Origin of the sequence: Trinickia mobilis, assembly GCF_017315705.1 — a bacterium.
GTDB lineage: Bacteria > Pseudomonadota > Gammaproteobacteria > Burkholderiales > Burkholderiaceae > Trinickia_A > Trinickia_A mobilis.
Genome location: NZ_JAFLRF010000004.1, coordinates 307,123 through 329,165, shown reverse-complemented (window position 1 = coordinate 329,165; position 22,043 = coordinate 307,123). Strand labels below are relative to the sequence as shown.

The following is a 22,043-nucleotide window of genomic DNA, read 5'->3' as shown; positions in this document are numbered from 1 at the left end:
CATCAAGACGGCTTTTCCAGCTTCACGATGGTCGGCGTCCCGTTGAGGTTTTCGACGCGAATCTTGACCTTGTCGCCCTCGTGAACCTGCTTGACCATCGACGCATCCTTCGCCTTGTACGCCATGGTCATCGGCGGCATCCCGACGTTCTCGAGCGCCCCGTGCTTCAGCGTAATCATGCCGGTGGCCGGGTCCACCTTCTTCACCTCAGCGTCGCTGAGCGCGCTAGTCGACGACGCTTTGGACGCCGGCGTGGACATGTTCATTCCGGCCATGTCGTCGGCCGCAAACGCGGGCGCAGCGACGAAGGCTGCAAGTGCGACAGATGCAACAATCAACTTCTTCATTGAATTTCTCCAGTTTGAGTCATTGGCACTTTCATGCCGGAAGATACTGCTTGGGGGTGCCGCGCATGGGCCAGCTTTCGCGCGCGGCGGCGTTGCAACAGGAACCAGGCTGCGGGGATCACAAACATCGAAAGGATCGGGGCCGTCACCATCCCGCCGACCATCGGTGCAGCAATGCGCTGCATCACTTCGGAGCCGGCGCCGTGGCCGAGCATGATGGGTATCAGGCCAGCGAGCACGACAGCGACCGTCATCGCCTTCGGCCGCACCCGCAACACGGCACCTTCGCGAATCGCATCGATGAGCACGGCTTCGGTCAGTGGTTCACCAAGTTGCAATCGCCGATTTAGCGCGCCCTTCAGATACAGCAGCATCACCACGCCAAACTCGGCTGCCACACCGGCGAGCGCGATGAATCCGACCGACGTCGCGACCGATACCGCATGGCCCAGTATCCAGATGAACCAGAATCCGCCGACCAGCGCGAACGGCACGGTCGACATCAGGAGGAGCGCATCGGCCGCCGAGTTGAACGTCAGGAACAGCAGCACAAAGATAACGACGAGCGTCACGGGAATGACGGTTCGCAACTTTGCCTCCGCACGCTCCAGATATTCGAACTGCCCGGACCACGCAATCGAATATCCAGGCGGCAGCACGACCTTTTCCGCCACGGCGTGCTGCATCGCCCTCACCGCCGACTGCAGGTCCACGTTCCGGATATCGATATAGACGTAGCCCGCAAGCCGCGCGTTTTCGCTGCGAATCGACGGCGGGCCATCCTCAATCGTCAAGTCGGCAACGTCGCCGAGCTGGATTTGCGCGCCCCGGTCCGTGACAACCGGCAACTGACGCAGCTTCTCGAGCGAGTCGCGCACTTCGCGCGGATACCGGATGTTGATAGGGAAGCGCTCGCGCCCTGCAATGACCTCGCCGATGTTTTCGCCCCCGACGGCCGACGACACCACGGACTGAATATCGCCGACGGAAAGACCGTAACGTGCAGCCGCCAGACGATTGATGTCGACGTCGATGTACCGGCCGCCGTTCAAACGCTCGGCGAGCGCCGACGTGACGCCCGGCACCTGCTTGACTGTGGCTTCGACCTGCGCGGCCACCTTGTCGATTTGCTTCAGGTCGGGTCCGGAAACCTTCACGCCGACCGGCGACTTGATACCCGTCGACAGCATGTCCAGGCGGTTGCGGATGGGCGGAACCCAGAGGTTCGACAGCCCCGGCACCTTCACGGTCCGGTCGAGTTCGTCCACGAGCTTCTCCGGCGTCATGCCGGGGCGCCACTGGCTTCGTGGTTTGAATTGAATCGTGGTTTCGAACATTTCGAGCCCCGGCGCCGGATCGGTGGCGGTCTCGGCGCGGCCCGCCTTGCCGAACACCGAGGCCACCTCGGGCACCGTCTTGATCAGCCGGTCAGTCTGCTGCAGCAGTTCGGCTGCTTTATCGGTCGAAATGCTGGGAAGCGCCGTCGGCATGTAAAGCAGGTCACCCTCGTCGAGCGGCGGCAAGAACTCTCCCCCCAGTCGCGACAGCGGAATCACACTCAGACCGAGCGCGACAACGGCGAGCCCGATCGCAAACCAGGGACGTCGCAGCGTCGCTTCGAGCAACGGCCGATAGAGACGCACCAGGACGCGATTGATGGGATTGGCCGCCTCATGCGGGATGCGCCCGCGTATCAGGTATCCCATCAGCACGGGCACGAGGGTCACCGATAAGCCGGCAGCGGCCGCAATGGTGTACGTCTTCGTGAACGCCAGCGGCGAGAAGAGCCTGCCTTCCTGTCCCTCCAGCGAAAACACCGGGATAAACGACAGCGTGATGACGAGCAGCGAGAAGAAGAGCGCCGGACCGACTTCAGCCGCTGACGAGGCGATGAGCTCCCAGCGTTGAGCGGCCGTTATCGGCGTGCCGGGATGCTGGTGCTCGAACGCCTCCAGATGCTTGTGCGCGTTTTCAATCATCACGATGGCCGCGTCGATCATCGCGCCGATCGCTATCGCAATCCCGCCCAGCGACATGATGTTTGCATTGACGCCTTGGTACCGCATGACGATGAACGCAACCAGCACGCCCAGCGGCAGCGACAGGATGGCCACGAACGCGCTGCGCAGATGGAACAGGAATATGGCACAGACGAGCCCGACGACGATGAACTCCTCGATGAGCTTGTCCTTCAGGTTGTCCACCGCGCGATTGATGAGTCCCGAGCGGTCATACGTCGTCACGATTTCCACGCCTGCCGGCAGCGAGCGCTTCAGGTCGGCCAGCTTGGCCTTGACTGCTTCGATGGTCGTCAACGCGTTCTTGCCGGAACGCATGACGACGACACCGCCCGCCACTTCACCCTTGCCGTTCAGCTCCGCAATCCCGCGCCGCGCCTCGGGCCCAATCTGGATGCGGGCAACATCGCCGAGCAGTACGGGCGTTCCTGCGTCATTGGTGCGCAGGACGACGTTGCGGAAATCGTCCAGCGAGTGCAGATAGCCTGAGGAGCGGACCACGTATTCCGACTCCGCAAGCTCGACGACCGAGCCGCCGGATTCCTGGTTCGCCTTGCCCAGTGCGTCGGCCACCACGGCCTGCGTGATGCCGTATGCGCGCAGCTTGTCCGGGTCGAGCACCACCTGGTACTGGCGCACCAATCCGCCGATGCTCGCGACTTCCGATACGTCGGGAACGGCCTTTAGCTCGAACTTGAGAAACCAGTCGTTAAGCGCACGCAACTGTCCGAGGTCGTGTTTTCCTGTCTTGTCGACGAGCGCGTATTCGTAGATCCAGCCGACACCGGTTGCGTCCGGTCCGAGCGAAACGGTCGCGCCCGGCGGAAGCCGGCTCTGCACCTGGTTCAGGTATTCGAGCACGCGAGAGCGTGCCCAGTACTGGTCGGTTTTATCGTCGAACAGAATATAGACGAACGCATCCCCGAACGATGAGTACGCGCGGATGGTTTTAGCACCGGGGACACCGAGAAGTGTCGTGGTGAGCGGATAGGTCACTTGGTCCTCGATGACCTGCGGCGCCTTGCCAGGGTACGACGCCTTGATGATGACCTGGGTGTCCGACAAGTCGGGCAAGGCATCGAGCGGCGTCTGCGTAAACGAGTACACGCCCCACGCCGCGATGAGCACGGTCGCGAGCAGCACCAGGAAGCGGTTGTGAATGGACCAACGAATGACGCGGGCTATCATTTCGTGTCTCCCATCGGTTCGACCTTGGTCAGCTGATAGCCACCGTCGGCTTGCTTGAAGACAAAATGCGCGGTCTGGCCGGCCTTCACGTCCGGGAACGCGTCGGGTTCCGCTTTGTTGAAGGTCATCGTCATCGCGGGCCAGCCCAGCGCGGCAACCGGTTGATGCGAGAACGTGATGTCTGCAGCCGTCACCTTTTCGACTTTGCCGGTGGTCTCATACGTTTGGTTTGCCGCAGCTGGGGCAGCAGCTGCGGGGGAACTCGCTCCCGCTTCGCCGCCGCTTTCCAGCTTCGGCAGGACCGCTTTCAGACTGGCTTCCGAGTCGATCAGGAACTGGCCGGACGCCACCACCGTGTCGCCATCGTTCAAGCCGCTCAGCACCTCGGTGTCATCGCCGACATCATTTCCGGTCGTGATCTCAACCGGCTGCAGATGGCCATCCGCGTTCCTGACGATGACCACGGCGCGCTTTCCGGTCGTGATGACCGCTTCGGACGGAACCAGCAGACGCGAGACCGCCTGTCGTCCTTCGACGCGCACGCGCATCAGCATGCCCGGCGTCAGTTGCTGTGCTGAGTTGTCGATTTCCAGACGGGCTTGCAGCGTGCGGCTGCTCGTGCTGATGCCGGGCAGGATTTCGCGAATCTGCCCCTTGAAGTGCCGGGTCGAGTCGCCCGAGAACGTTGCGTCAACCGCCATGCCGGGCTTCACGCTTAGCGCCAGCGCTTCCGGAATTTCGACGATGAGCCATAGCTTCGACAGGCCCGCGACCTTCGCAAGCGTCTGTCCCGGCGACACCTGCGCGCCGTCCCTGACGTCCAGCTCGCTCACGACCCCTGCCTCCGGCGACGACAGAACCACATGCGTTTGCGCCTGGCCGGTCCGGTCGAGACCGGCGATGACGCCGTCCGGAATCGACAGTGCCCGCATGCGGGCGCGGGATGCCGCGAGCAGATCGGCGTCCATACCGCCACGCTTGAGCGCGAGATACTCTTCCTGAGGCGCGAGCCAATCGGGAACGAAAAGGGACGCGATCGGCGCACCCTTTCCTACGTGTTGCATCGGCGCGCTGGCATATAGGCGGTCGATATACCCGGTGACGCGCGATTGCACGACATACGCCTGCGATTCGTCGAATTGCGTGGTGCCGACGGCGTCGAATCCCTCCGTCGTATCCTGCCGGCGCACGGTCGCGTAGCGAATGCCGAGGTTCTGCTGGAGACCTGGGTTGATCTTGATGCCGCCGGAGCCGCCGTCTTCATCCGCGTAGACCGGCTGAAGCTGCATGGCCATGAAAGGCGACGGGCCCGGCTTGTCGAAGTGCTGGTTCGGGACCATCGGGTCGTGCCAGTACAGCACCTTGCGGCCTGTCTTCGGATCGGTGTGGTCTCCGGACGCAGGCGTCGCTGCCGCCGTGGGCGCATCGGCGGCGCGACGATGGGTGCCGGCTACGAAGCCGGCCACGAGCAGCGCGGCTCCAGCCAATACCGACGCCACGGCTCGTACGAGTAGTTTCTGGTTCATCTTTTTTCCTCATTGACTGGCGATCACGTCAGGCGGCAAAACCTGGTATTCGAGCTGGGCCCAGATCAGGGAAACCTGTCGTTCAAGGTTCAGCACCTGAAGCTCCGTTTCGAGCTGCATGTGCCGCGCTTCGAAGGCATCGGCGAGCGTGCCGCCGCCGGATTTATAGGCTGCATTGGCCAGTTCCACTTTCTGTTCGGCCGCGGGCAGGACGGTTTGCCGCAGATTGGCCAGCCGATCCCGGCCGCTGGCGAGCTTTGCCGCCAGACTCTGGATATCGGCCACGACCTGTCGCTCGGTGTCTTCATAGGTGAGCCGCGCCTGCGTGCCCATTTCCGACTTCTGTTCGACGTCGCGATCCTCGAGATTTCTGCGGTTGATGGGCAACGGGATGGAAACACCGAAGGACACGTAGTCCGAGAAATTCCCCCCTCGCTTGAAATAGGTCAGCCCCCAGGTCCAATCGGGATTTCTATTGGTTCGGGCGACGCCGGTTTCGGCGTCGGCCAATGAGATGGCGGAACGCGCGGCGATCAACCAGGGCTGGACCTGAGCGAGTTCGTCGACGCTCAGGCTGGATACTTGCGACTCCGGCGCCGGCGGGGTGCCGGCGACTTCGAGCACGTTGCCTGCCGCGGTCCATCGCGACAGTTCGATCAGGGCCGTCTTCTCGTCCTGCTGTGCGTCGATCAAGGCGTCGCGCGCGTTTCCGAGCGTGAGGCCGGCCTCGGCGACATCCGCCGCAACGCCTTTCGCACCGCGGTACGACGCCTGTTTGGCAGTGAGTTCCTGGCTCAGATGGTCGACCAGCGCTTGGTCCAGGGCGACGGCCTTTTTCGCGTAGATGGCGTTCAGCCACGCCATAGCGGTTTGCCGACGGACCTCAGCCACCTTTTCCAGGTACGTCGATCTATCCTGATCTACGGTGCGATTGGCCAATGCCGTGCGTGCCCGGCGCTTGTCCGCAGACACCCACTCCTGCTCGATGCCGATGCCACGCATCGTGAAATTGTCCTGCCCAATCGTGAACGCTTGTCGCCCGTTGATCGGGAGGTCTTCGACGCTCAGCTTCAACTTGGGATTGGGCAGTTGTCCGGCTTTGACGACGACGTCCGAGTTTCCCCGGACGGAGGCTTGCGCGGCCTGGATCGAGGAAGAGCGGCTGGCGGCGATCTGAAGCGCCGCGTCGAGCGTCATGCCCTCGTCCTGGGAGTACGCCACGCGGCTGGCAAACATGACGAGCGCTGCCACCGCCAGGCAACGCAGCGGCCGTCGTCGGATGACCGACGACAAATGTGGGAAAGACATGTGAACCCCGAATGGTCGAGCCCATGCCTATGTCTAAGATGACATAGGGACTCACGTCCTGAGTCAGGACGACATCACCGCGTGCAGGCGGTGTACCAGATGGCGGGAGTTAGAGTGAGCGCGGCGGTCGCCAGAGTCCGCCCTGCTCGCGGACGATGAGCGATTGCGCGTAGTTGAAGACGACCGGGCTGGAGAGGCCAGCGGGGCGGGTTACCTCAAGGGTGGTAACCGGGAGATATAGGCAGCCGATTTGGCATTGGGCAGTCATCTTGCCGAGCACGCCCTTCGCTTTGCCGCCAGTCGAAGATTTCATCAAGTCAGAACTGGGCATGGTGGCGGACATGTCACTGCCGTCATCCATGGCCATCGACTGTTGCATCGAACATTCACCGGTCACGCAACCGGCTGCCAGCCCTGTCAAGGGCAGCACAGCGCACAGCAGCAGCACGAGGAAGGTCCGCAGAATTTTCATTGGCGCGAGTATAACGCGGGGGCGATTTCAGCGACTGGGGTCCCGACTTTGACGCAAAGACAGCCGTTTGTCAGTGCGTCTCCCATCCTTGGTTTTGCGCTTACGATGCGGCCGTCTTGAGCCCTCGTGCTGCCCGGTTACTCAGCTTCTCGACATCAGCGCGACCGATCTCTTCAAGGATAGGGCACGACGGCCGATCATCGCCCGCACACTGCCGCGCAAGCGTGGTCAGCGTGTCGCGCATCTCAACGAGTTCCGCAATCCTTGCGTCGAGTTCGGCGATGTGTTGCGCTGCAACCACCTTGACCTCTGCGCTCGAGCGGCCCTGATCCTGCCAAAGCGCGAGCAGGCGCCGGATCTGCTCAACAGGGAACCCCAGCGTACGCGCCCGATGGATGAACTGCAGGACGCTAACGTCGTCCTGTCCGTATATGCGGTAGCCGCCTTCCGTCCGCCCGGCAACTTTCACCAGCTCAATGCTCTCGTAATAACGGATCATTTTGGCGGAGACGCCGGAGGCGCTTGCGGCTTGTCCTATGTTCATGGCTTAACTTGAAATTTCCGTGCCGAGTCACGCGGTCCCGTTGCAGGCCTTCTACGTCCAATCCCAACGCCGGGATCCAACACGTTGTAGACAGTTGCAATGTAGACATTCCCACGTTGGGAATGTCAAGGCGTTTTTTGGCAAGTCCTCACACAAATAATCTCGGAGAACGCTTGACGTTCCAACTATGGGAATGCTTAAAGTCCCATCCAACCTCGAATGTGAGATCGGTCTCAATCAAACTCATGCGTCGCCCGCTCATACGTGCGTTCACCACTGTCGTAGTGCTCTTCACCTTGATCTTCTGTCAGATGTGGATCTCGGCGTACGCATCGACGACAACGGACCGCCCCGATTCGTCGGGTCATTCCGTGTCGATGATCGCAATGGGCAACCATGGCGATCTACGGGATCATCACATGGGTTTGGCCTGTCACGCACATTGCAACGACAGCGCGCAGCCCGGTCACGCTGAGCAGCCGACCCCGTGTCCCCTCGCGTGGTTGCCACTGATCTGGGGGCACTCGTCCATCCCGGCGCTGGCCATTGAGCCGTACTTCACCGCCCATACCGAGCCGATCCTGAGATCGGCATCGCCACCTCTCCGCATCCTCTTCCAGGTGTTTCGCACGTAGCCCCTGACGGCTGAAAGTGGGTCGTGCCCCGCGCAAGCTGGCACGCGATCCGGCTCGTCCGTACGGAGGCCTCCGTGGGATTCCCGTCTCGCTGTCATTCTGCGCGCGGACACGGTTCAACTTTGCATAGCTAAGTATTTGCTAGGCCGCAGTTCGCCATCCCTGCCCATTTGCCCATGGGATGACTCCCTCAATTCTTATGGAATCGTTCATGAAAGTGACTAGCCTGCTTAACCGTTCCGTCTTCGCAACCCTGCTCCTTTCTGCCTCCTTCGCGGCATTTGCCGGCGGCGGCGCCCGCGGCTCCGATCCCCGCCCAGACTCTTCTTCGTCCCTCACGCACGGGCAAGTTTCGGCAGTTGCCGCACCAACGCCCGCGCTCCACACGGATGCTACCCCGATCGCCGGCGGTAGCACTGACTCCGGCAAGACTCGCGCGCAGGTTCGTGCGGAGCTGCTGCAGGCCGAAGAGGCCGGCTTGATTCCCGCTAACAAGAACGATTACCCGCCGAGCGCCGAGACGATCGCCCGTAACCGAGTCCGCTTCCAGCAGATCGAGCAGGCGTGGCGGGCAAACGGACAGGTCACCGTAACAGGCCAGTAAAGACGCGCCGTCATGACCTGTGCTGGCGGGTCCGACGGCCCCGACCGTGCATCGCTGTCGCGCGTCATTGCGCGACGTTTTTCAAGTCATCAAGGAACTCACCATGAAACGCACTACGTTACTCAATCGCTCACTCTTCGCCGCGCTGCTCCTCTCAATTTCCGTATCCGTCTTTGCCACGCCTCCGCATAATCAGCAGCAAGGCTGGCAGTCGTCCGTCCCTATGGCGTCCGCGCCCGCTCCGTTATTGGCGGAGGCCACTATCGACAGTGCATCCGCAAAGGCGACACCCGTCGCCCCCGCGCCGGACTCGTGGACTGCAGTTGGCACGGGGACAGCCGCTCGCGGCAAAACCCATGCACAGGTCTACGCAGAGCTGGTACAGGCGGAAGAAGCGGGCGTCATACCTGGCGACAACGTTCACTACCCGGCCACTCCCGATATGCAGGAGCGCAACCGCAGGCAATTCCAACAGGCCGAAAAGTGGTGGCGACGAGGGGAACAGGTGAACGCTTCAGCGCATTGAGTACGCCGTTTCACGATCACGGATGAGCGCCGTAACGGTCGATTGGATATCTCATCGCCAGTCCGAAAGGACGACGCGCATGGCGACTGATACGCGCTCTCGAGGCCGGAGTCCGGCTGAAGCTATTCAGCCGGACTCCGGCGTGTTTGATTACGTCGAGCCGGCCTGATTCGAGTGCGTGCGGTGCGCGTCTCGCTTCGGCGCAAGAGCGGCCATTCGCAATTTCGGTTCAAACGACTCAAGTATTGAATGAGGCGAGCGGGCACGAATAGCGTGCGCCTCAACCGACCTCCGAACCATTGGCTTGAGGCGCGGTTTCCTCGCGCAGCGACGCCGCTTCAAACATCCATTCAAGCGTTTCGGCGAGCGGCGTGACCGGCACGCGGCCGATCGCGCGCTGCAGCTTGCGGTTGGAGCCGACGAGCCGGTGCACTTCATTTGCCCGCAGGAACCGCGGATCGACGAACACGTCGATCTCGTAACCGGCGATGCGGGCGAGCATTGCAAGCACCTCGCCCAGCGAGTGCCCGACGCCCGAGCAGACGTTGAACGTCTCGCCGGCAGGTGCGGCTTCGAGCAGGCTGCCGTAGATCGCCACGACGTTGCGCACGTCCGAGAAATCGCGGCTCACGTTGAGGTTGCCGAGCGAGATTTTTGCTTCGCGCCGCGCATGGTGGCCGACGATCTTCGGCAGCAAATAGTCCTCGCGTTGCCCGACGCCCGTGTAGTTGAACGGCCGCGTGACGATGATCGGCAAGCGGTCCGTCCACAGGCGCGCGGCGTGTTCCATCGCCAGCTTGCTGACCGCGTAGTCGTTGGCGGGCGAGGGCGCGATGCTTTCGTCGAGCAGCTCGACAGGCGCGTTGCCGTAAACATTCGCGCTGCTCGCCAGCAGCACCGCGCGCGGCGGCTTATCGAGCGACGCGAGCGCCGACAGCAGGTTGCGCGTGCCGACGATATTCACGAGGTAGGTATTGCCCGCCGTGCCGTTCGCCACATGCGCGGCGCCCGCGAGATGCACGACCACGTCCGGCCGCGCATCGGCGATCATCGCCTTCATGCCTTCGGCGTCCAGCAGATCGACGGCACTCACGAGGTGCCGGTTCGATGCGCCCTCGGCCAGTTCGGGCGGCACCGTGCCCCACACCTCGTAGCCGGCGTCTTCGAGGTATTCGGCCATGTGCTGGCCGGTGAAGCCGGCGAGCCCGGTCACGAGCGCGCGGCGCCCTTGGCGCTCAGAAAGTCTCATGGTGCTGATTGCGTGCGAGATCGGCATCGACCATCAATTGGCAGAGCTGCTCCAGTGTCGTTTCGGGCTGCCAGCCGAGCTTTTCCTTGGCCTTGTCCGCGCAGCCGATCAGGAGATCGACTTCCGCAGGCCGGTAGAACTTCGGATTCACCTGCACCAGCACCTTGCCCGTCGATACATCGAGCCCTTTCTCCTGCTCGCCTTTGCCCGTCCACTCGATCTGATAGCCGGCCGCCGCGAACGCCATCCCCACGAAATCGCGCACCGTCTCCGTGCGGTTGGTGGCGAGCACATAGGTGTCCGGCTCGCCGGCCTGCAGCATGCGCCACATCCCGTCGACGTATTCCTGCGCGAAGCCCCAGTCGCGCTTCGCATCGAGATTGCCGAGTTCGAGCTTTCCGGTCTTGCCGAGCTTGATCTTTGCGGCGGTGTCGGTGATCTTGCGCGTGACGAACTCGCGTCCGCGCAACGGCGACTCGTGATTGAACAGGATGCCGCTGCAGCCGAAGATGCCGTACGACTCGCGGTAGTTGATCGTCGTCCAGTGCGCGAACAGCTTGGCGACGCCATAGGGACTGCGCGGGTAGAACGGCGTGGACTCCGATTGCGGAATCGCCTGCACCTTGCCGAACATTTCGGAGGTCGACGCCTGGTAGTAACGCATGCGCGGGTTGATCAAGCGGATCGCTTCGAGCAGGTTCAGCGCGCCGATGCCGGTCACGTCGGCGGTGGTCGCCGGCTGGTCGAACGACACGCCGACAAAGCTCTGCGCCGCGAGATTGTAAAGCTCGCTCGCCTGCGCCTTCTCGAGCAGGCGCAAGCTGGAGCCGAGGTCGGTCAGATCGTGCTCGACGAGCGTCAGGTTCGGATGCTGGCTGATGCCGAGTTCATCCATGCGCCAGAAATTCACCGAGCTGGTTCGCCGATACGTGCCGGTGACGTGGTAGCCCTTTTCCAGCAGCAGCTTCGTGAGATACGCGCCGTCTTGTCCTGAGACACCGGTAATGATCGCTTTGCGTTGAGGGTCCATAGCGTTTCCCTAAAAGTGATGCGAGTGTTTTATTCGACGGTCAGCAGTTGGCGGGCTTCGCGGCGCGGCCCGCCGTCAATGAGCCTCTTTTCGAAGGCAAACCAGGTGAGGCTCGCATAGGCGAGCGTGATGGCGAGCGCCGCTGCGGCCGCCGCGTAGCGGTTGTGGATGTGCGGCCAAAGCGCGTAAAGAATGCTCAAATGAATCAGGTAGATCGTGTAGCTGATCGTGCCGATATAGACGAGAACGGGATGGCTCAAGAGACGCTTCACAATCCCTTTGCTTTGCAGCGCGATCACGACGAGCGACGTGCAAAGAACCAGCGACACGCTATAGAGGCCGGCATTCGACAGCGGCGTGTTCGCGGCGCGAAAACGCGGATAGTGAAGATGCAGCCACGCGAGCACCACGAGTGCCGCGATAAAGCCGGCATACGCCGGCGCTTTCAGACGCGAGAGCGCGTTGGCATCGCGCCGAACGAGCATGGCCAGCAATGCGCCTGCGGAGAGCAGGTCCATGCGAAACGGCGTGAGGTAATAGATCGGCCAGAACGTATCGAAGAACGGCGTCGAGATCGCGCGCAACACAGGCACGATGACGATCAAGGCCGCAGCGATGAAGAGCAGCGCACGCTCCGACGCGAACAGCGCGACAAACGGCCAGAACAGATAAAACTGCTCTTCGACGGCAAGCGACCACAGCACGTTGAGACTGGGGTGCCCTGCTTGATCGAGCGTGTCACCGATGTTCGCCGCAAAGAACGCGTACCACTGCCAATGCTCGGCCCAGCCGAGACCGAACAGCAGCGACGAGACGATCATCAGCAGCACGTACGGCGGCAGGATGCGGCGTGCACGGCGGGCGTAGAAGTAGCTGAAATACGATTGCCCGCGCGCCTTGCGATCGAGCAGGATGCCGGTGATCAAAAAACCGCTCAAGACGAAGAACAGGTCGACGCCCATCCACAGCGGCGCGTTTAGCGCGTGTTGCGAGAACACGGCCAGCACGGCGATGGCGCGCAGGCCGTCCAGTTGAACGATGCGTTCACGACGCGTGGCGGTGGGTAGTGCGCTGACAGTCATTGAGCGATCTATGCTGTTTCGAGAATAAGCTTGTGGCGACAGATTGGCGAAAGGCATTCGCGTATTGCCATGGGCGTGCGCGATGCTTTTCAGGCGCAATCGATTCTAAGGAAAAGAAATTGACGAAAAAACAGATCGGTAATGAATGGGAATAGCGCGACGATTTAAAAAACGAAGCGGTCGCGATTGCCGCAAGTGAGGTGTGTGCCCGCCAGGTCCCTGCGGTGTGGGATTTTTCAGGCGTTGCGAGAGGAATTTTCTACCTGAGGCGGATGCGAGTCGGTCGATATTGCGCGCAAAAAATCAGTCAGGCTTACGCGATCTTTCGTGTGCGCAGCCAAAAAGCACGCGTATTCGCCAAACGAAATTCATTCGAAATTTTCGGAATTATTTGTCAATTCTGATGGATATTTTTGCTTGTACTCTGAGTCGCCTTGAACGGATTCACCGTTAAATCCCGGCTCATCGAGACCAGTGAGCCCCGACTGGAGGAACGCCTTGTTCCGCGCAATATCCTGTTCAACGCTTGCCGCCGTCCTGTGCGTCAGTTTTGCGCTCGATGCGGGCGCTGTGCCTTCCGAAACGGTGCTGCCCGCCTCGACATCCTGGATCGGCAATAGCTTTGGCTATGGCGACGGCACGTGGACGCCGATCAATATTGCCGCGATCGCCGTCGCGCCGGACGGCCGCGTCTATACGAACGCGCCTTGGGACGAAAGCGGCGCCGAAGTCAGCATCTTCAAGGACGGCAAGATGCTCGGCTTCGCCGGCGGCACGCACGGCTGGGGCAACACGGGCGGCAGTGCGATAGCGATCAACCAGCGCTATGCGTATCTCGCGACCTCGGTCGGCAACGAGAAAGGCCGGCTCGTCGCACAAGGTGTGTGGCCCGAGACCGGCCAGCAATGGTTCGGCATTTCGCGCCGCGTGATCAGCGACGTCAAGGAAAGCGCGCCGCTGCGCTCGGTGAGCATGGAGCCGCGTGCGCGGCTTGCGGCGAGCTTCCTGATGATGAATCAGGTGCCCGTCGGCACGCGTGCCGAAATCGGCGGCCTCGCGGCGAACGATTCGACGCTCTACGCGGCCAATACGACGCGCGACGAGGTCGACAGCTACGACGCCGCCTCGATGCAGCCGAAAAACAAATGGACCGTGCACGAGCCGGGCCGCATGGCGGTCGCGGGCGACGGCACGCTTTGGGTGCTGGCCGGCACACTGACCGATGCGGCGCCGCACGTCGAGCACTATTCTGCGAGCGGCCGAAAGCTCGACGACACCCTGCCGCTGCCTGCCGATTCTGTCGCGGCCGATCTCACGGTCGACGACAAAGGCCGCGTGCTGATCGCCGACAACGGTCCGCGCCAGCAGGTGCTCATTTTCAGCAAGCAGAACGGACGCTACGCGCTTACCGATACGCTCGGCGAACGCGGCGGGATTTTCGGCGGGGCGCCGAGCCAGTCGGGACGCCCCGGGCCGCTGCGCTTCAACGGCCTGACCGCCGTGGGCGTGGATGCCGCGGCCAATATCTACGTGTCGACGAACGGCATCGGGCCGCGTCTCGGCACGACGGGCGCCGGGCTCGGCGCCACGCTCGAAAGCTACGCGCCGGACGGCCGCTTGCGCTGGCAAGTGCAGGGGCTCTTGTTCGTCGACGGCGCGTGGACGGACCCGGGGCGGCCCAACAGCGTCTTCACCGGCAACAAGCGTTTCGAACTCGATCTATCGAAGCCGCCGGGGCAGCAATGGAAGTACGCGGGCTTCCTGTCGAACCGCTTCAAATACCCGCAAGACCCCGTCTTCAACACGGACCAATGGCCGGGCCTGCCGATGGCGCGCAAGCTGGACGGCCGCACGTTCCTCTATCTGACGGACATGTATGCCGATCACCTGAAGATCTACCGCTTCGATCCGCAGCGCGACGGCGAGACGGCGATTCCGTCGGGCTTCATTGCAGGGCGCGCGCGGCCCGTCGACAAGATTCCGAACCGTCCGCCCGGCGGCGACTGGATCTGGCGCGATACGAACGGCGACGGCAAGTTCGACAGCAATGAATTTTCGCTGAACACGACCAAGACGAAGCTCGCGGGCGGCTGGGGCTGGTGGGTCGATACGAAGGGCGACATCTGGCGCACGAGCGATCAGCGCGGCATCCACCGCTTCCGTTATGGCGGCCTCGACAGCGTCGGCAATCCGATCTACTCGTACTCGGATATGACGACGTACCCGATGCCCGCGCCGTTCTCCGAATTGCGGCGCGCGATTTACGAGCCGCAGACCGACACGCTGTACGTCACCGGCTACACGGCCGATGCGCCGGCCGGCGCTCAAGGCACGTGGAAGGAAATCGGGCGGCTCCTCGTGCGTTATGACAAGTGGTCGACCGGTTCGCCCGTGCAGCGCTACGCGATCACGCTGCCGTGGGACACGAACGCGAAGCCGATCCGGACGCTCATCAGCGTGACGGTCGAAGGCAAATACCTCTTCGCGGTCGAGCCGGCCGGCAACGTGCACGTGTACGACAAGGCGACGGGCGCCGCGGTCGGGGTGATCAAGCCGGGGCCGGAAGTGGGCAATGCCTCGGGCTGGATCGACGTGCCCAACGGCATCAGCGCGCACCAGCGCGATAACGGCGAATACCTCGTGTTCGTCGAAGAGGATGCGCGCGGCAAGGTGATGATGTATCGGTGGAAACCGCAGTGACGCGTTGCGCGCATTCGTACGCAGCAATCCGCGCACGCATCAATCGACAGGGCATTCGATGGACAAGAGCATTCTCAAGAACGTCGCGATCAATTTCTTCGGGCTCGTCCTGCCGACGTTCGTTTCGCTCGTGACGGTGCCGGCTTATATCAAGCTGCTCGGCGTCGAGCGTTACGGCGTGATCAGTCTCGTCTGGACGCTGATCGGCTACTTCGGGTTTCTCGATCTCGGCATGAGCATGGCCGCGCAAAATCACATTTCGAAGGCGCGCGCGATGAACGACGAGAGCCAAAGCGCGCGCGTGTTCTGGAGCGCGTTCTGGCTCAATCTGGCGACCGGCATCGTGGGCGGCTTGCTGATCTACTTCGGCGCGTTCATTTATACGGCCTATTTCACGAAGGTTTCGGCGGAGCTTCAGCACGAGGTGTATCGCGCGCTGCCGTGGCTGGCGGTCGCGATTCCGATTGCCAACGTGTCGTGGGTGTTCGCGGGCGCGATCAACGGCGCCGAGCGCTTCGGCGTCTACAACACGAATCAGACGATCGGCACCTTTCTGTTTCAACTGCTGCCGCTCGGCGCCGCGTGGCTGATCGCGCCGACGCTGCAAAGCGTGCTGGCCGCGGCGGTGGTCGCGCGCATTCTCGCGGCCGTGCTGCTCGCGCGCGCGAGCCTGAAAGTGCTCGATATCCGGCAGATTCAGATGCCGCAGTTCGGCGTGGCCAAGGGACTGTTCAGCTTCGGCGGGTGGATGCTCGTTGCGAGCATGACGAGCATGGTCGCCGATACGCTCGATCGCGTGATGCTCGGCGGGGGTCTCGGCGCGCGCTTCGTGACGTATTACACGGTGCCGCAGAATCTCGTCACGCGCTTGAATATGTTGCCGAATGCGCTGATACGTACGCTGTTTCCGCGCTTGTCGGCGGTCGAGCGCGAGCATGCCGACGTGCTCGTGCGGCAGTCGCTCGAATTCCTGAACGGCGTGTTCACGCCGGTGGCAATCGTCGCGATCATCGTGCTCGGGCCGTTTCTGCAGGTGTGGGTGGGCAGCGATCTCGCCGCGGCCTCGTCGCCTGTAGGCCGCATTCTGATCATCAGCGTCTGGCTCGTCGGGCAGGCGAGCGTGACGCGCATTCTGATCCAGTCGCAAGTCAATCCGGCGCGTGCCGCGTGCGTGGGCCTCGTCGAATTGCCGTTCTTCGCGGGCGCGTTGTGGTTCGGCATCGCGCATTACGGGCTGGCCGGTGCCGCTGTTGTCGTTGCGAGCCGCGCGCTGGTCGACTATGGCGTGCTGCTGTATCTGTCCGCGATTCGCGCGCGCCCGATCGTGCTCGACATGCTCGCGCACCTCGCGTTCCTGCTCGCGAGTCTGTACGCCGCCAATGCCGTGTCGAATCTCGCGACGCTCGCCGCCGTGGGGATCGCGCTGCTCGCTGCGAACCTCGGCTGGTCCATTTCGACGACGCCGGCGTTGCGCGGGCTCGCGCGCGATCTGCTGCTGCGGCTGAATCTGAGGAATAGCGCATGAGCGATAACGTCTACGCAGACTATGATGAGGCCGCGTCGCGAGCGGCGGCCGTCGATCTCGATGGCGGCGCGCACCGCGTCGCGCTGACAGAATCGAAAGACCGCCCGCAGGCGGCGCCCGCGGCGCGCGCATTGCGGGTGGCGATCGTGCACGACTGGCTCGTTACCTACGCCGGAGCGGAACGGGTGCTCGAACAGATCATCGCGTGCTATCCCGATGCCGACGTGTTCAGCCTCGTCGACTTTCTCGACGACAGGTCGTTCCTGCGCGGCAAGCGCGCGCAGACCTCGTTCATCCAGAAGCTGCCGATGGCTCGCAACAAGTACCGGTCGTACCTGCCGTTGATGCCGCTCGCGATCGAGCAGCTCGACGTCAGCGCCTACGATCTCGTCATTTCCAGCAGCCATGCGGTCGCCAAGGGCGTGCTGACCGGACCGGATCAGGTCCACATCAGCTACGTGCATTCGCCGATTCGCTACGCGTGGGACTTGCAGCATCAATACCTCGAGCAGTCGAAGCTCACGAGCGGCCTGAAATCCGTGCTCGCGCGCGTGATTCTTCACTACATCCGCAATTGGGACATTCGGACGTCCAACTCGGTCGACTACTTCGTCGCGAACTCGGCGTTTATCGCGCGGCGCATCAAGAAGGTTTATCAGCGCGACGCGCAAGTGATCTTTCCGCCGGTCGAGGTCGACGCGTTCTCGTTGAATCCGCACAAGGAAGACTTCTATCTGACCGCGTCGCGGATGGTGCCGTACAAGAAGATCGATCTGATCGTCGAGGCGTTCGCGGGGATGCCCGGCAAGCGCCTCGTCGTGATCGGCGACGGGCCGGAAATGCGCAAGATCCGCGAGAAGGCGGCGGCCAATGTCGAGATCATGGGCTATCAGCCGTTTGCGGTGCTGCACGATTGCATGCGCCGCGCGAAGGGGTTCGTGTTCGCGGCGGAAGAGGATTTCGGCATTTCCGTGGTCGAGGCCCAGGCGTGCGGCACGCCGGTCATCGCGTTCGGCAAGGGCGGGGCGCTGGAGACGGTTCGCGATCTGTCGCAGCCGCAACCGACTGGCATGTTCTTCACCGAGCAAAGCGCGGGTGCGATTGCGGCTGCTGTCGATGCTTTCGAGCAGAATGCCGGGCGCTTTTCCGCGCAAGACTGCCGCGCGAATGCCGAGCGTTTTTCGGCCGCGCACTTTCGCGAGCGCTTTACCGAGTATGTCGAGCGGGCGATGCCTGGGGTATCGGCGTGTTCGTGGCCGCTCGCTGTGCCCGCGGCGGCACGCGAAACAGCCTCGCAGGTGAAGGTGCTCGCCGTCGATCAGACCGGCTCGCTTGGCGGCGCGGAGCTGTCGCTGCTCGAGATCGCGAAGAACCTGAAAGAAACGATGAAGGTCGTGCTGTTTAGCGATGGGCCGTTCCGAATCGCGCTGGAGGAGGCCGGCGTGAACGTCGACGTGCTCGACGCGCCTGCGCTGCACGGCGTGAGCAAGAACGGCAAGGGCCTGCCGAAAGTGCGCTCGTTGACCGGACTCGTTTCGCTGGTGCGCGAAACCTGCAGGCGTGCCCGCGACGCCGACATCATCTACGCGAACACGCAGCGCGCGATGGTGATCGGCGCGATTGCGGGCCTGTTTGTCCGCAAGCCGGTGGTGTGGCACTTGAGAGACATCGTCAGTGCCGAGCATTTCGGCGGCGTCCAGCGCGCGATCATCAAATGGTCGAGCAAGCTCGGCCTCGATCACGTGATTGCGAATTCGGAGGCCTCGGCGCGCGAGTTCGTCGCGTTGACGAATGTCGATAAAGGCCGCGTCGACGTCGTGTTCAACGGGATTTCGGAAGCACCGTTCGCGGCGCTCGAACGCGTGTCCAATGCCGAGCTTCGCGCGCGTTTCAGTCTGCCGTTGGACGCGTTTCTCGTCGGTGCGTACAGCCGGCTCGCGAGCTGGAAGGGCCAGCATGTCCTGCTGGAAGCGGTCGCGGCCAATCCCGACATGCATGCGGTGCTCGTGGGAGCGGCGCTCTTTGGCGAGGATGCGTACGAGACACAGCTTCGGGCCTACGTGCAAGAACACGGGATCGCCAATCGCGTGCATTTCCTCGGGTTTCAGCGCGATGTCGCGGCGTGCATGAAAGCCGTGGACGTCGTCGCCCATACGTCGATCACGCCGGAGCCGTTCGGCCGCGTGATCGTCGAGGGCATGCTTGCGAAGCGGCCCGTGGTGGCGTCGCGCGCGGGCGGCGTGGTCGAGATCGTCGACGACGGCGTGAACGGCATGCTGTGCGAGCCGGGCGACGCGCAAGCGCTCGCCAAGACGCTGGCCGAGCTGCAAACGAATGCGCAACTGCGCGCGCGGCTCGTGGAGAACGGCTATGCCACGGCGCGGCGCAGGTTCGGCACGCGGACCTATGTGCAAAGCGTCGAGCAGGTGCTGGCTGGCGTGGCCGGGAACCAGGGCAAGCGCAACAAGTAACGAAAGGCGTATCCCTGCGAGGGGTGCGCCTTCAAGCGCCTTTAGCCGGCTTGCACGGCGAACGAACTCAAAGCATCTGGACAGCCGCTAATCAAGCACTATGCCGAGGCGGCACACCGCGCGGCTTGATGCTTGCCGACCATTGCATGGCTGGCAATTCGACGAGCCGGTAGAACACGTAGGCCACTGCAGTTGCGACCAGCGTGAAGCCGAACGACGGCCAAATCGAAAGCTGCAACGTCGAACGGAACAGCAGCGATGCCAGGCACACCAAAATCGGCAGATGGATGACGTACAGCGAATAGCTGAAATCGCCGAAGCGTCCGAGCACGCGAGCCGCGAGATTGGGCCTTCCGGACCCGTCCAGCGCCTTGTACAGATAGCACGCAAAACCGAGCGCCCAAAGCTGGAACGCGCCGTATTGACCGAAGTGGAAGGCGACGCAGCCGAGCGCGGTCAGCACGGCCGCTGCCGCGTACCAAAGCAAGGATTTGCGGGAGTCAGCCGTGGTTTTGGTGCGCGTGTGGGCGATGTATGCGCCGATCGTCCACGACAACCAGTAGGACGTGAAAAACTGCACGTCATGGCGTTCCAGCAAAAACGCCGATGCGACGTTCACCACGGCCACGGCCGCAAGCACCGCGTTCATCCCAAAGCGCCGCCGCGCGGCAAAGAGAAGCGGGTAGACGGCGTAGAACTGCACTTCGACCGACAGCGTCCACAACGCCCCGTTCGAGCCATACGTATGGCTCGCCACGCCTTGCAGCGAAAACAGGTTGACGAGAAACGGAACCAGGCCGATCTCGCGAATCTTGTGGCTGACCGGCGGGAGATGGAGGCTGATCGTATCGAGCGCGAGCGTGAGCAGCAGCGCGGCGAGCAGCACCGGATAGATCCGCGCAAAGCGCCGCGCCCAGAAGTTGCGGGCGTCGAGCCGGTATTGCGGGTTCGCGGCGAGCCGCATCGCCGCGTTGCGATGAATGCAATAGCCGCTGATGACGAAGAAAATCGGCACGCCCGCCGAGCCCCAGGCGATCGGCAGCGTCAAGTAACCGGCGATGGTGCTGAGATCGAAGGATCGCCCGACCGTGCGGTGAAACTGCTCCATGCCGACCCAGAAAACTTGCCGGGAATGAAAGTACGCGACCAGGAGCGCCGCGAAGCCGCGCATCGCGTCGATGACGAAGTCCTTGGGGGCCGCCGCCGCTCGCACCTCGGGCTGAGGGATGGCGGGGAACGCGGGGTTCGCGACGGCAGCCTGCAACGCTTGAGAATCGCTCATTCGAGATCGTCGTCCATGCTGTTGGAAAGTCTTGGCGCGGCGTGCGAACCAGGCCGCGAGCCGCCATTCATCCTAGCGCAGCGAGAATGCGCGCAATAAGTAAATTAATTCGCAAGCGCTATTCGCCATGAGCGCTCCGCTGCGAATGAATTCAGGAAAAAATTCGCACTTGAGAAACGCCAATTATTTGCCGATTTTTTCATGTTAGTTTGACGTTCGGAACGATCAGACAAGGAGTTGCGTCATGGACTTGCATTGGGTTGCCGGCGTCGTGGTGCTGTTGATCCTGGTCGCGATCTCGGCCTATCGAGACGCGCTGAAGAACGAGCCGATCGGTCATTTCGGCATGGCCCGCGGCGATTTTCCGCAATTGGAAGAAATCGAATAGCAAATGGATGACGGGAATAGGTCGAATTTACTCGGCCTATTGCCGTAAATCGGTAATTTAGAATTGAAGGCGCGAATTGAAGACATGAGCGGGTAAAAAGCGGCTGCCCGCGAATGCCGTCTGTACGTTTTTTACAACACGACCGGGAATTCTCACGATGTTGAAAGTCACCAAAGCCGTGTTCCCCGTAGCGGGCCTGGGCACGCGGTTCCTTCCGGCCACTAAGGCAAGCCCCAAGGAGATGCTGCCCATCGTCGACAAGCCGCTCATTCAGTACGCGGTCGAGGAGGCGATCGAGGCAGGGATTACCGAAATGATCTTCGTCACGGGGCGCAGCAAGCGCGCCATCGAAGATCACTTCGACAAGTCGTACGAGATCGAGGCCGAGCTCGAGGCGCGCGGCAAGCAGAAGCTGCTCGATCTCGTGCGCGGCATCAAGCCGAGCCATGTCGACTGCTTCTATGTGCGCCAGCCGGAGGCGCTCGGCCTCGGCCATGCGGTGCTGTGCGCCGAAAAGCTCGTCGCCGATCATCCGTTCGCGGTGATCCTCGCCGACGACTTGCTGCACGGTCCTCAGCCGGTGATGAGGCAGCTCGTCGACGTATTCAATCACTATCACAGCTCGGTGGTCGGCGTCGAAGCGATCGCGCGCGAGGACAGCCGGTCGTATGGCGTGGTCGAAGGGCGCGAGTGGGAAGAGGACGTCATCAAGCTGTCGGGCATCGTCGAAAAGCCTGCGCCGGAAGTGGCGCCGTCGAATCTCGGCGTGGTGGGGCGCTATGTCCTGATGCCGAGCATCTTCGATCACATCAAGAAACTGAAGCCGGGCGCGGGCGGAGAGCTGCAATTGACGGACGCGCTGCAGTCGCTTCTCACCGAGGAGCAAGTGCTGGCCTACCGCTATTACGGCACGCGTTTCGACTGCGGCAGCAAGCTCGGGTATTTGAAGGCGACCGTAGAGCTGGCATTGCGGCACCCTGAGGTCAGCAAGGAATTCGAAGCGTACTTGCGCGGCTGTCTGCCGGTTCTTGCGTCAGCTGCCTGAGGCCGCATCTCTTCATTGATCGCGTTTCTCCTTTGGCATCGCCGCCGTAACGACGTTGCGGGGCGATGCCTTTTTTGTCGACCAGAGTTAGCGCTTTAGCGCT

17 protein-coding genes are annotated in these 22,043 nt (G+C 62.5%); 7 read left to right on the top strand and 10 right to left on the bottom strand.

The genetic code is table 11. The features are described from left to right. Nucleotides 1-2: 2 nt before the first annotated feature. The 6 genes from J3489_RS08210 to cueR all read right to left on the bottom strand — a co-directional run bounded on the left by J3489_RS08210 (nt 3) and on the right by cueR (nt 7,403). A complete protein-coding gene (locus J3489_RS08210; RefSeq protein WP_206997200.1) occupies nt 3-347 on the bottom strand; it encodes a copper-binding protein in 345 nt (114 codons plus the stop codon). Further along, a complete protein-coding gene (locus J3489_RS08205) occupies nt 344-3,553 on the bottom strand; it encodes an efflux RND transporter permease subunit (RefSeq protein WP_206997199.1) in 3,210 nt (1,069 codons plus the stop codon). Before J3489_RS08205 ends, J3489_RS08210 begins: the two co-directional genes overlap by 4 nt. Further along, nucleotides 3,550-5,079: an efflux RND transporter periplasmic adaptor subunit gene (locus J3489_RS08200; RefSeq protein WP_206997198.1), complete on the bottom strand. Its 1,530-nt coding sequence runs from the start codon at nt 5,077-5,079 to the stop codon at nt 3,550-3,552. Before J3489_RS08200 ends, J3489_RS08205 begins: the two co-directional genes overlap by 4 nt. Nucleotides 5,080-5,088: 9 nt before the next feature. Next, complete coding sequence (locus tag J3489_RS08195; protein ID WP_206997197.1) at nt 5,089-6,387, bottom strand: TolC family protein; 1,299 nt, start codon at nt 6,385-6,387, stop codon at nt 5,089-5,091. Between the two features lie 109 nt (nt 6,388-6,496). Beyond that, on the bottom strand, nt 6,497-6,859 hold the full coding sequence (locus J3489_RS08190) for a hypothetical protein (RefSeq protein ID WP_206997196.1): 363 nt from the start codon (nt 6,857-6,859) through the stop codon (nt 6,497-6,499). Between the two features lie 100 nt (nt 6,860-6,959). Continuing rightward, nucleotides 6,960-7,403: a Cu(I)-responsive transcriptional regulator gene (gene cueR, locus J3489_RS08185; protein WP_206997195.1), complete on the bottom strand. Its 444-nt coding sequence runs from the start codon at nt 7,401-7,403 to the stop codon at nt 6,960-6,962. Nucleotides 7,404-8,249: 846 nt separating this feature from the next. Here cueR and J3489_RS08180 point away from each other — a divergent pair. Together J3489_RS08180 and J3489_RS08175 are read left to right on the top strand one after the other, a co-directional pair. Next, nucleotides 8,250-8,642: a DUF4148 domain-containing protein gene (locus J3489_RS08180; protein WP_206997194.1), complete on the top strand. Its 393-nt coding sequence runs from the start codon at nt 8,250-8,252 to the stop codon at nt 8,640-8,642. A 103-nt stretch (nt 8,643-8,745) separates the two neighbouring features. Continuing rightward, on the top strand, nt 8,746-9,168 hold the full coding sequence (locus J3489_RS08175; protein ID WP_206997193.1) for a DUF4148 domain-containing protein: 423 nt from the start codon (nt 8,746-8,748) through the stop codon (nt 9,166-9,168). Nucleotides 9,169-9,448: 280 nt separating this feature from the next. Here the strand turns inward: J3489_RS08175 and J3489_RS08170 are convergent, their stop codons facing one another. Genes J3489_RS08170 through J3489_RS08160 form a run of 3 tightly spaced genes read right to left on the bottom strand, consistent with a single transcriptional unit; the run spans nt 9,449 to nt 12,529 of the window. Beyond that, on the bottom strand, nt 9,449-10,417 hold the full coding sequence (locus J3489_RS08170; protein ID WP_206997192.1) for a GDP-mannose 4,6-dehydratase: 969 nt from the start codon (nt 10,415-10,417) through the stop codon (nt 9,449-9,451). Continuing rightward, nucleotides 10,404-11,447 carry a GDP-mannose 4,6-dehydratase gene (gene gmd, locus J3489_RS08165; protein ID WP_206997191.1) on the bottom strand — a complete coding sequence of 348 codons (1,044 nt, stop codon included), beginning with the start codon at nt 11,445-11,447 and terminating at the stop codon, nt 10,404-10,406. The genes J3489_RS08170 and gmd overlap by 14 nt, the downstream gene beginning before the upstream one ends. Before the next feature lie 29 nt (nt 11,448-11,476). Continuing rightward, the gene (locus J3489_RS08160) at nt 11,477-12,529 is read right to left on the bottom strand and encodes an acyltransferase family protein (RefSeq protein WP_206997190.1); all 1,053 of its coding nucleotides are present in this window, start codon (nt 12,527-12,529) and stop codon (nt 11,477-11,479) included. Nucleotides 12,530-13,066: 537 nt separating this feature from the next. Between J3489_RS08160 and J3489_RS08155 the strand changes: the two genes are divergently transcribed. The 3 genes from J3489_RS08155 to J3489_RS08145 are packed head-to-tail and all read left to right on the top strand — an operon-like array spanning nt 13,067 to nt 19,225. Continuing rightward, nucleotides 13,067-15,229 (top strand): NHL repeat-containing protein, encoded by a 2,163-nt coding sequence (locus J3489_RS08155; protein ID WP_242539889.1) that lies wholly within the window; start codon nt 13,067-13,069, stop codon nt 15,227-15,229. A gap of 58 nt (nt 15,230-15,287) precedes the next feature. Further along, entirely contained in the window at nt 15,288-16,754 is a 1,467-nt protein-coding gene (locus J3489_RS08150; protein ID WP_206997189.1) for a flippase, read from the top strand. Next, a complete protein-coding gene (locus J3489_RS08145) occupies nt 16,751-19,225 on the top strand; it encodes a glycosyltransferase family 4 protein (protein WP_206997188.1) in 2,475 nt (824 codons plus the stop codon). The genes J3489_RS08150 and J3489_RS08145 overlap by 4 nt, the downstream gene beginning before the upstream one ends. Before the next feature lie 91 nt (nt 19,226-19,316). On the opposite strand, the gene J3489_RS08140 is transcribed toward J3489_RS08145, so the two are convergent. Further along, the gene (locus J3489_RS08140; RefSeq protein WP_206997187.1) at nt 19,317-20,507 is read right to left on the bottom strand and encodes an acyltransferase family protein; all 1,191 of its coding nucleotides are present in this window, start codon (nt 20,505-20,507) and stop codon (nt 19,317-19,319) included. Nucleotides 20,508-20,751: 244 nt separating this feature from the next. On the opposite strand from J3489_RS08140, the gene J3489_RS08135 reads away from it, so the two are divergent. Continuing rightward, on the top strand, nt 20,752-20,895 hold the full coding sequence (locus J3489_RS08135) for a hypothetical protein (RefSeq protein WP_206997186.1): 144 nt from the start codon (nt 20,752-20,754) through the stop codon (nt 20,893-20,895). 157 nt (nt 20,896-21,052) lie between these two features. Continuing rightward, nucleotides 21,053-21,940, top strand: a complete 888-nt coding sequence (gene galU, locus J3489_RS08130; RefSeq protein ID WP_206997185.1) for a UTP--glucose-1-phosphate uridylyltransferase GalU — start codon at nt 21,053-21,055, stop codon at nt 21,938-21,940. The last annotated feature ends 103 nt before the right edge of the window (nt 21,941-22,043 follow it).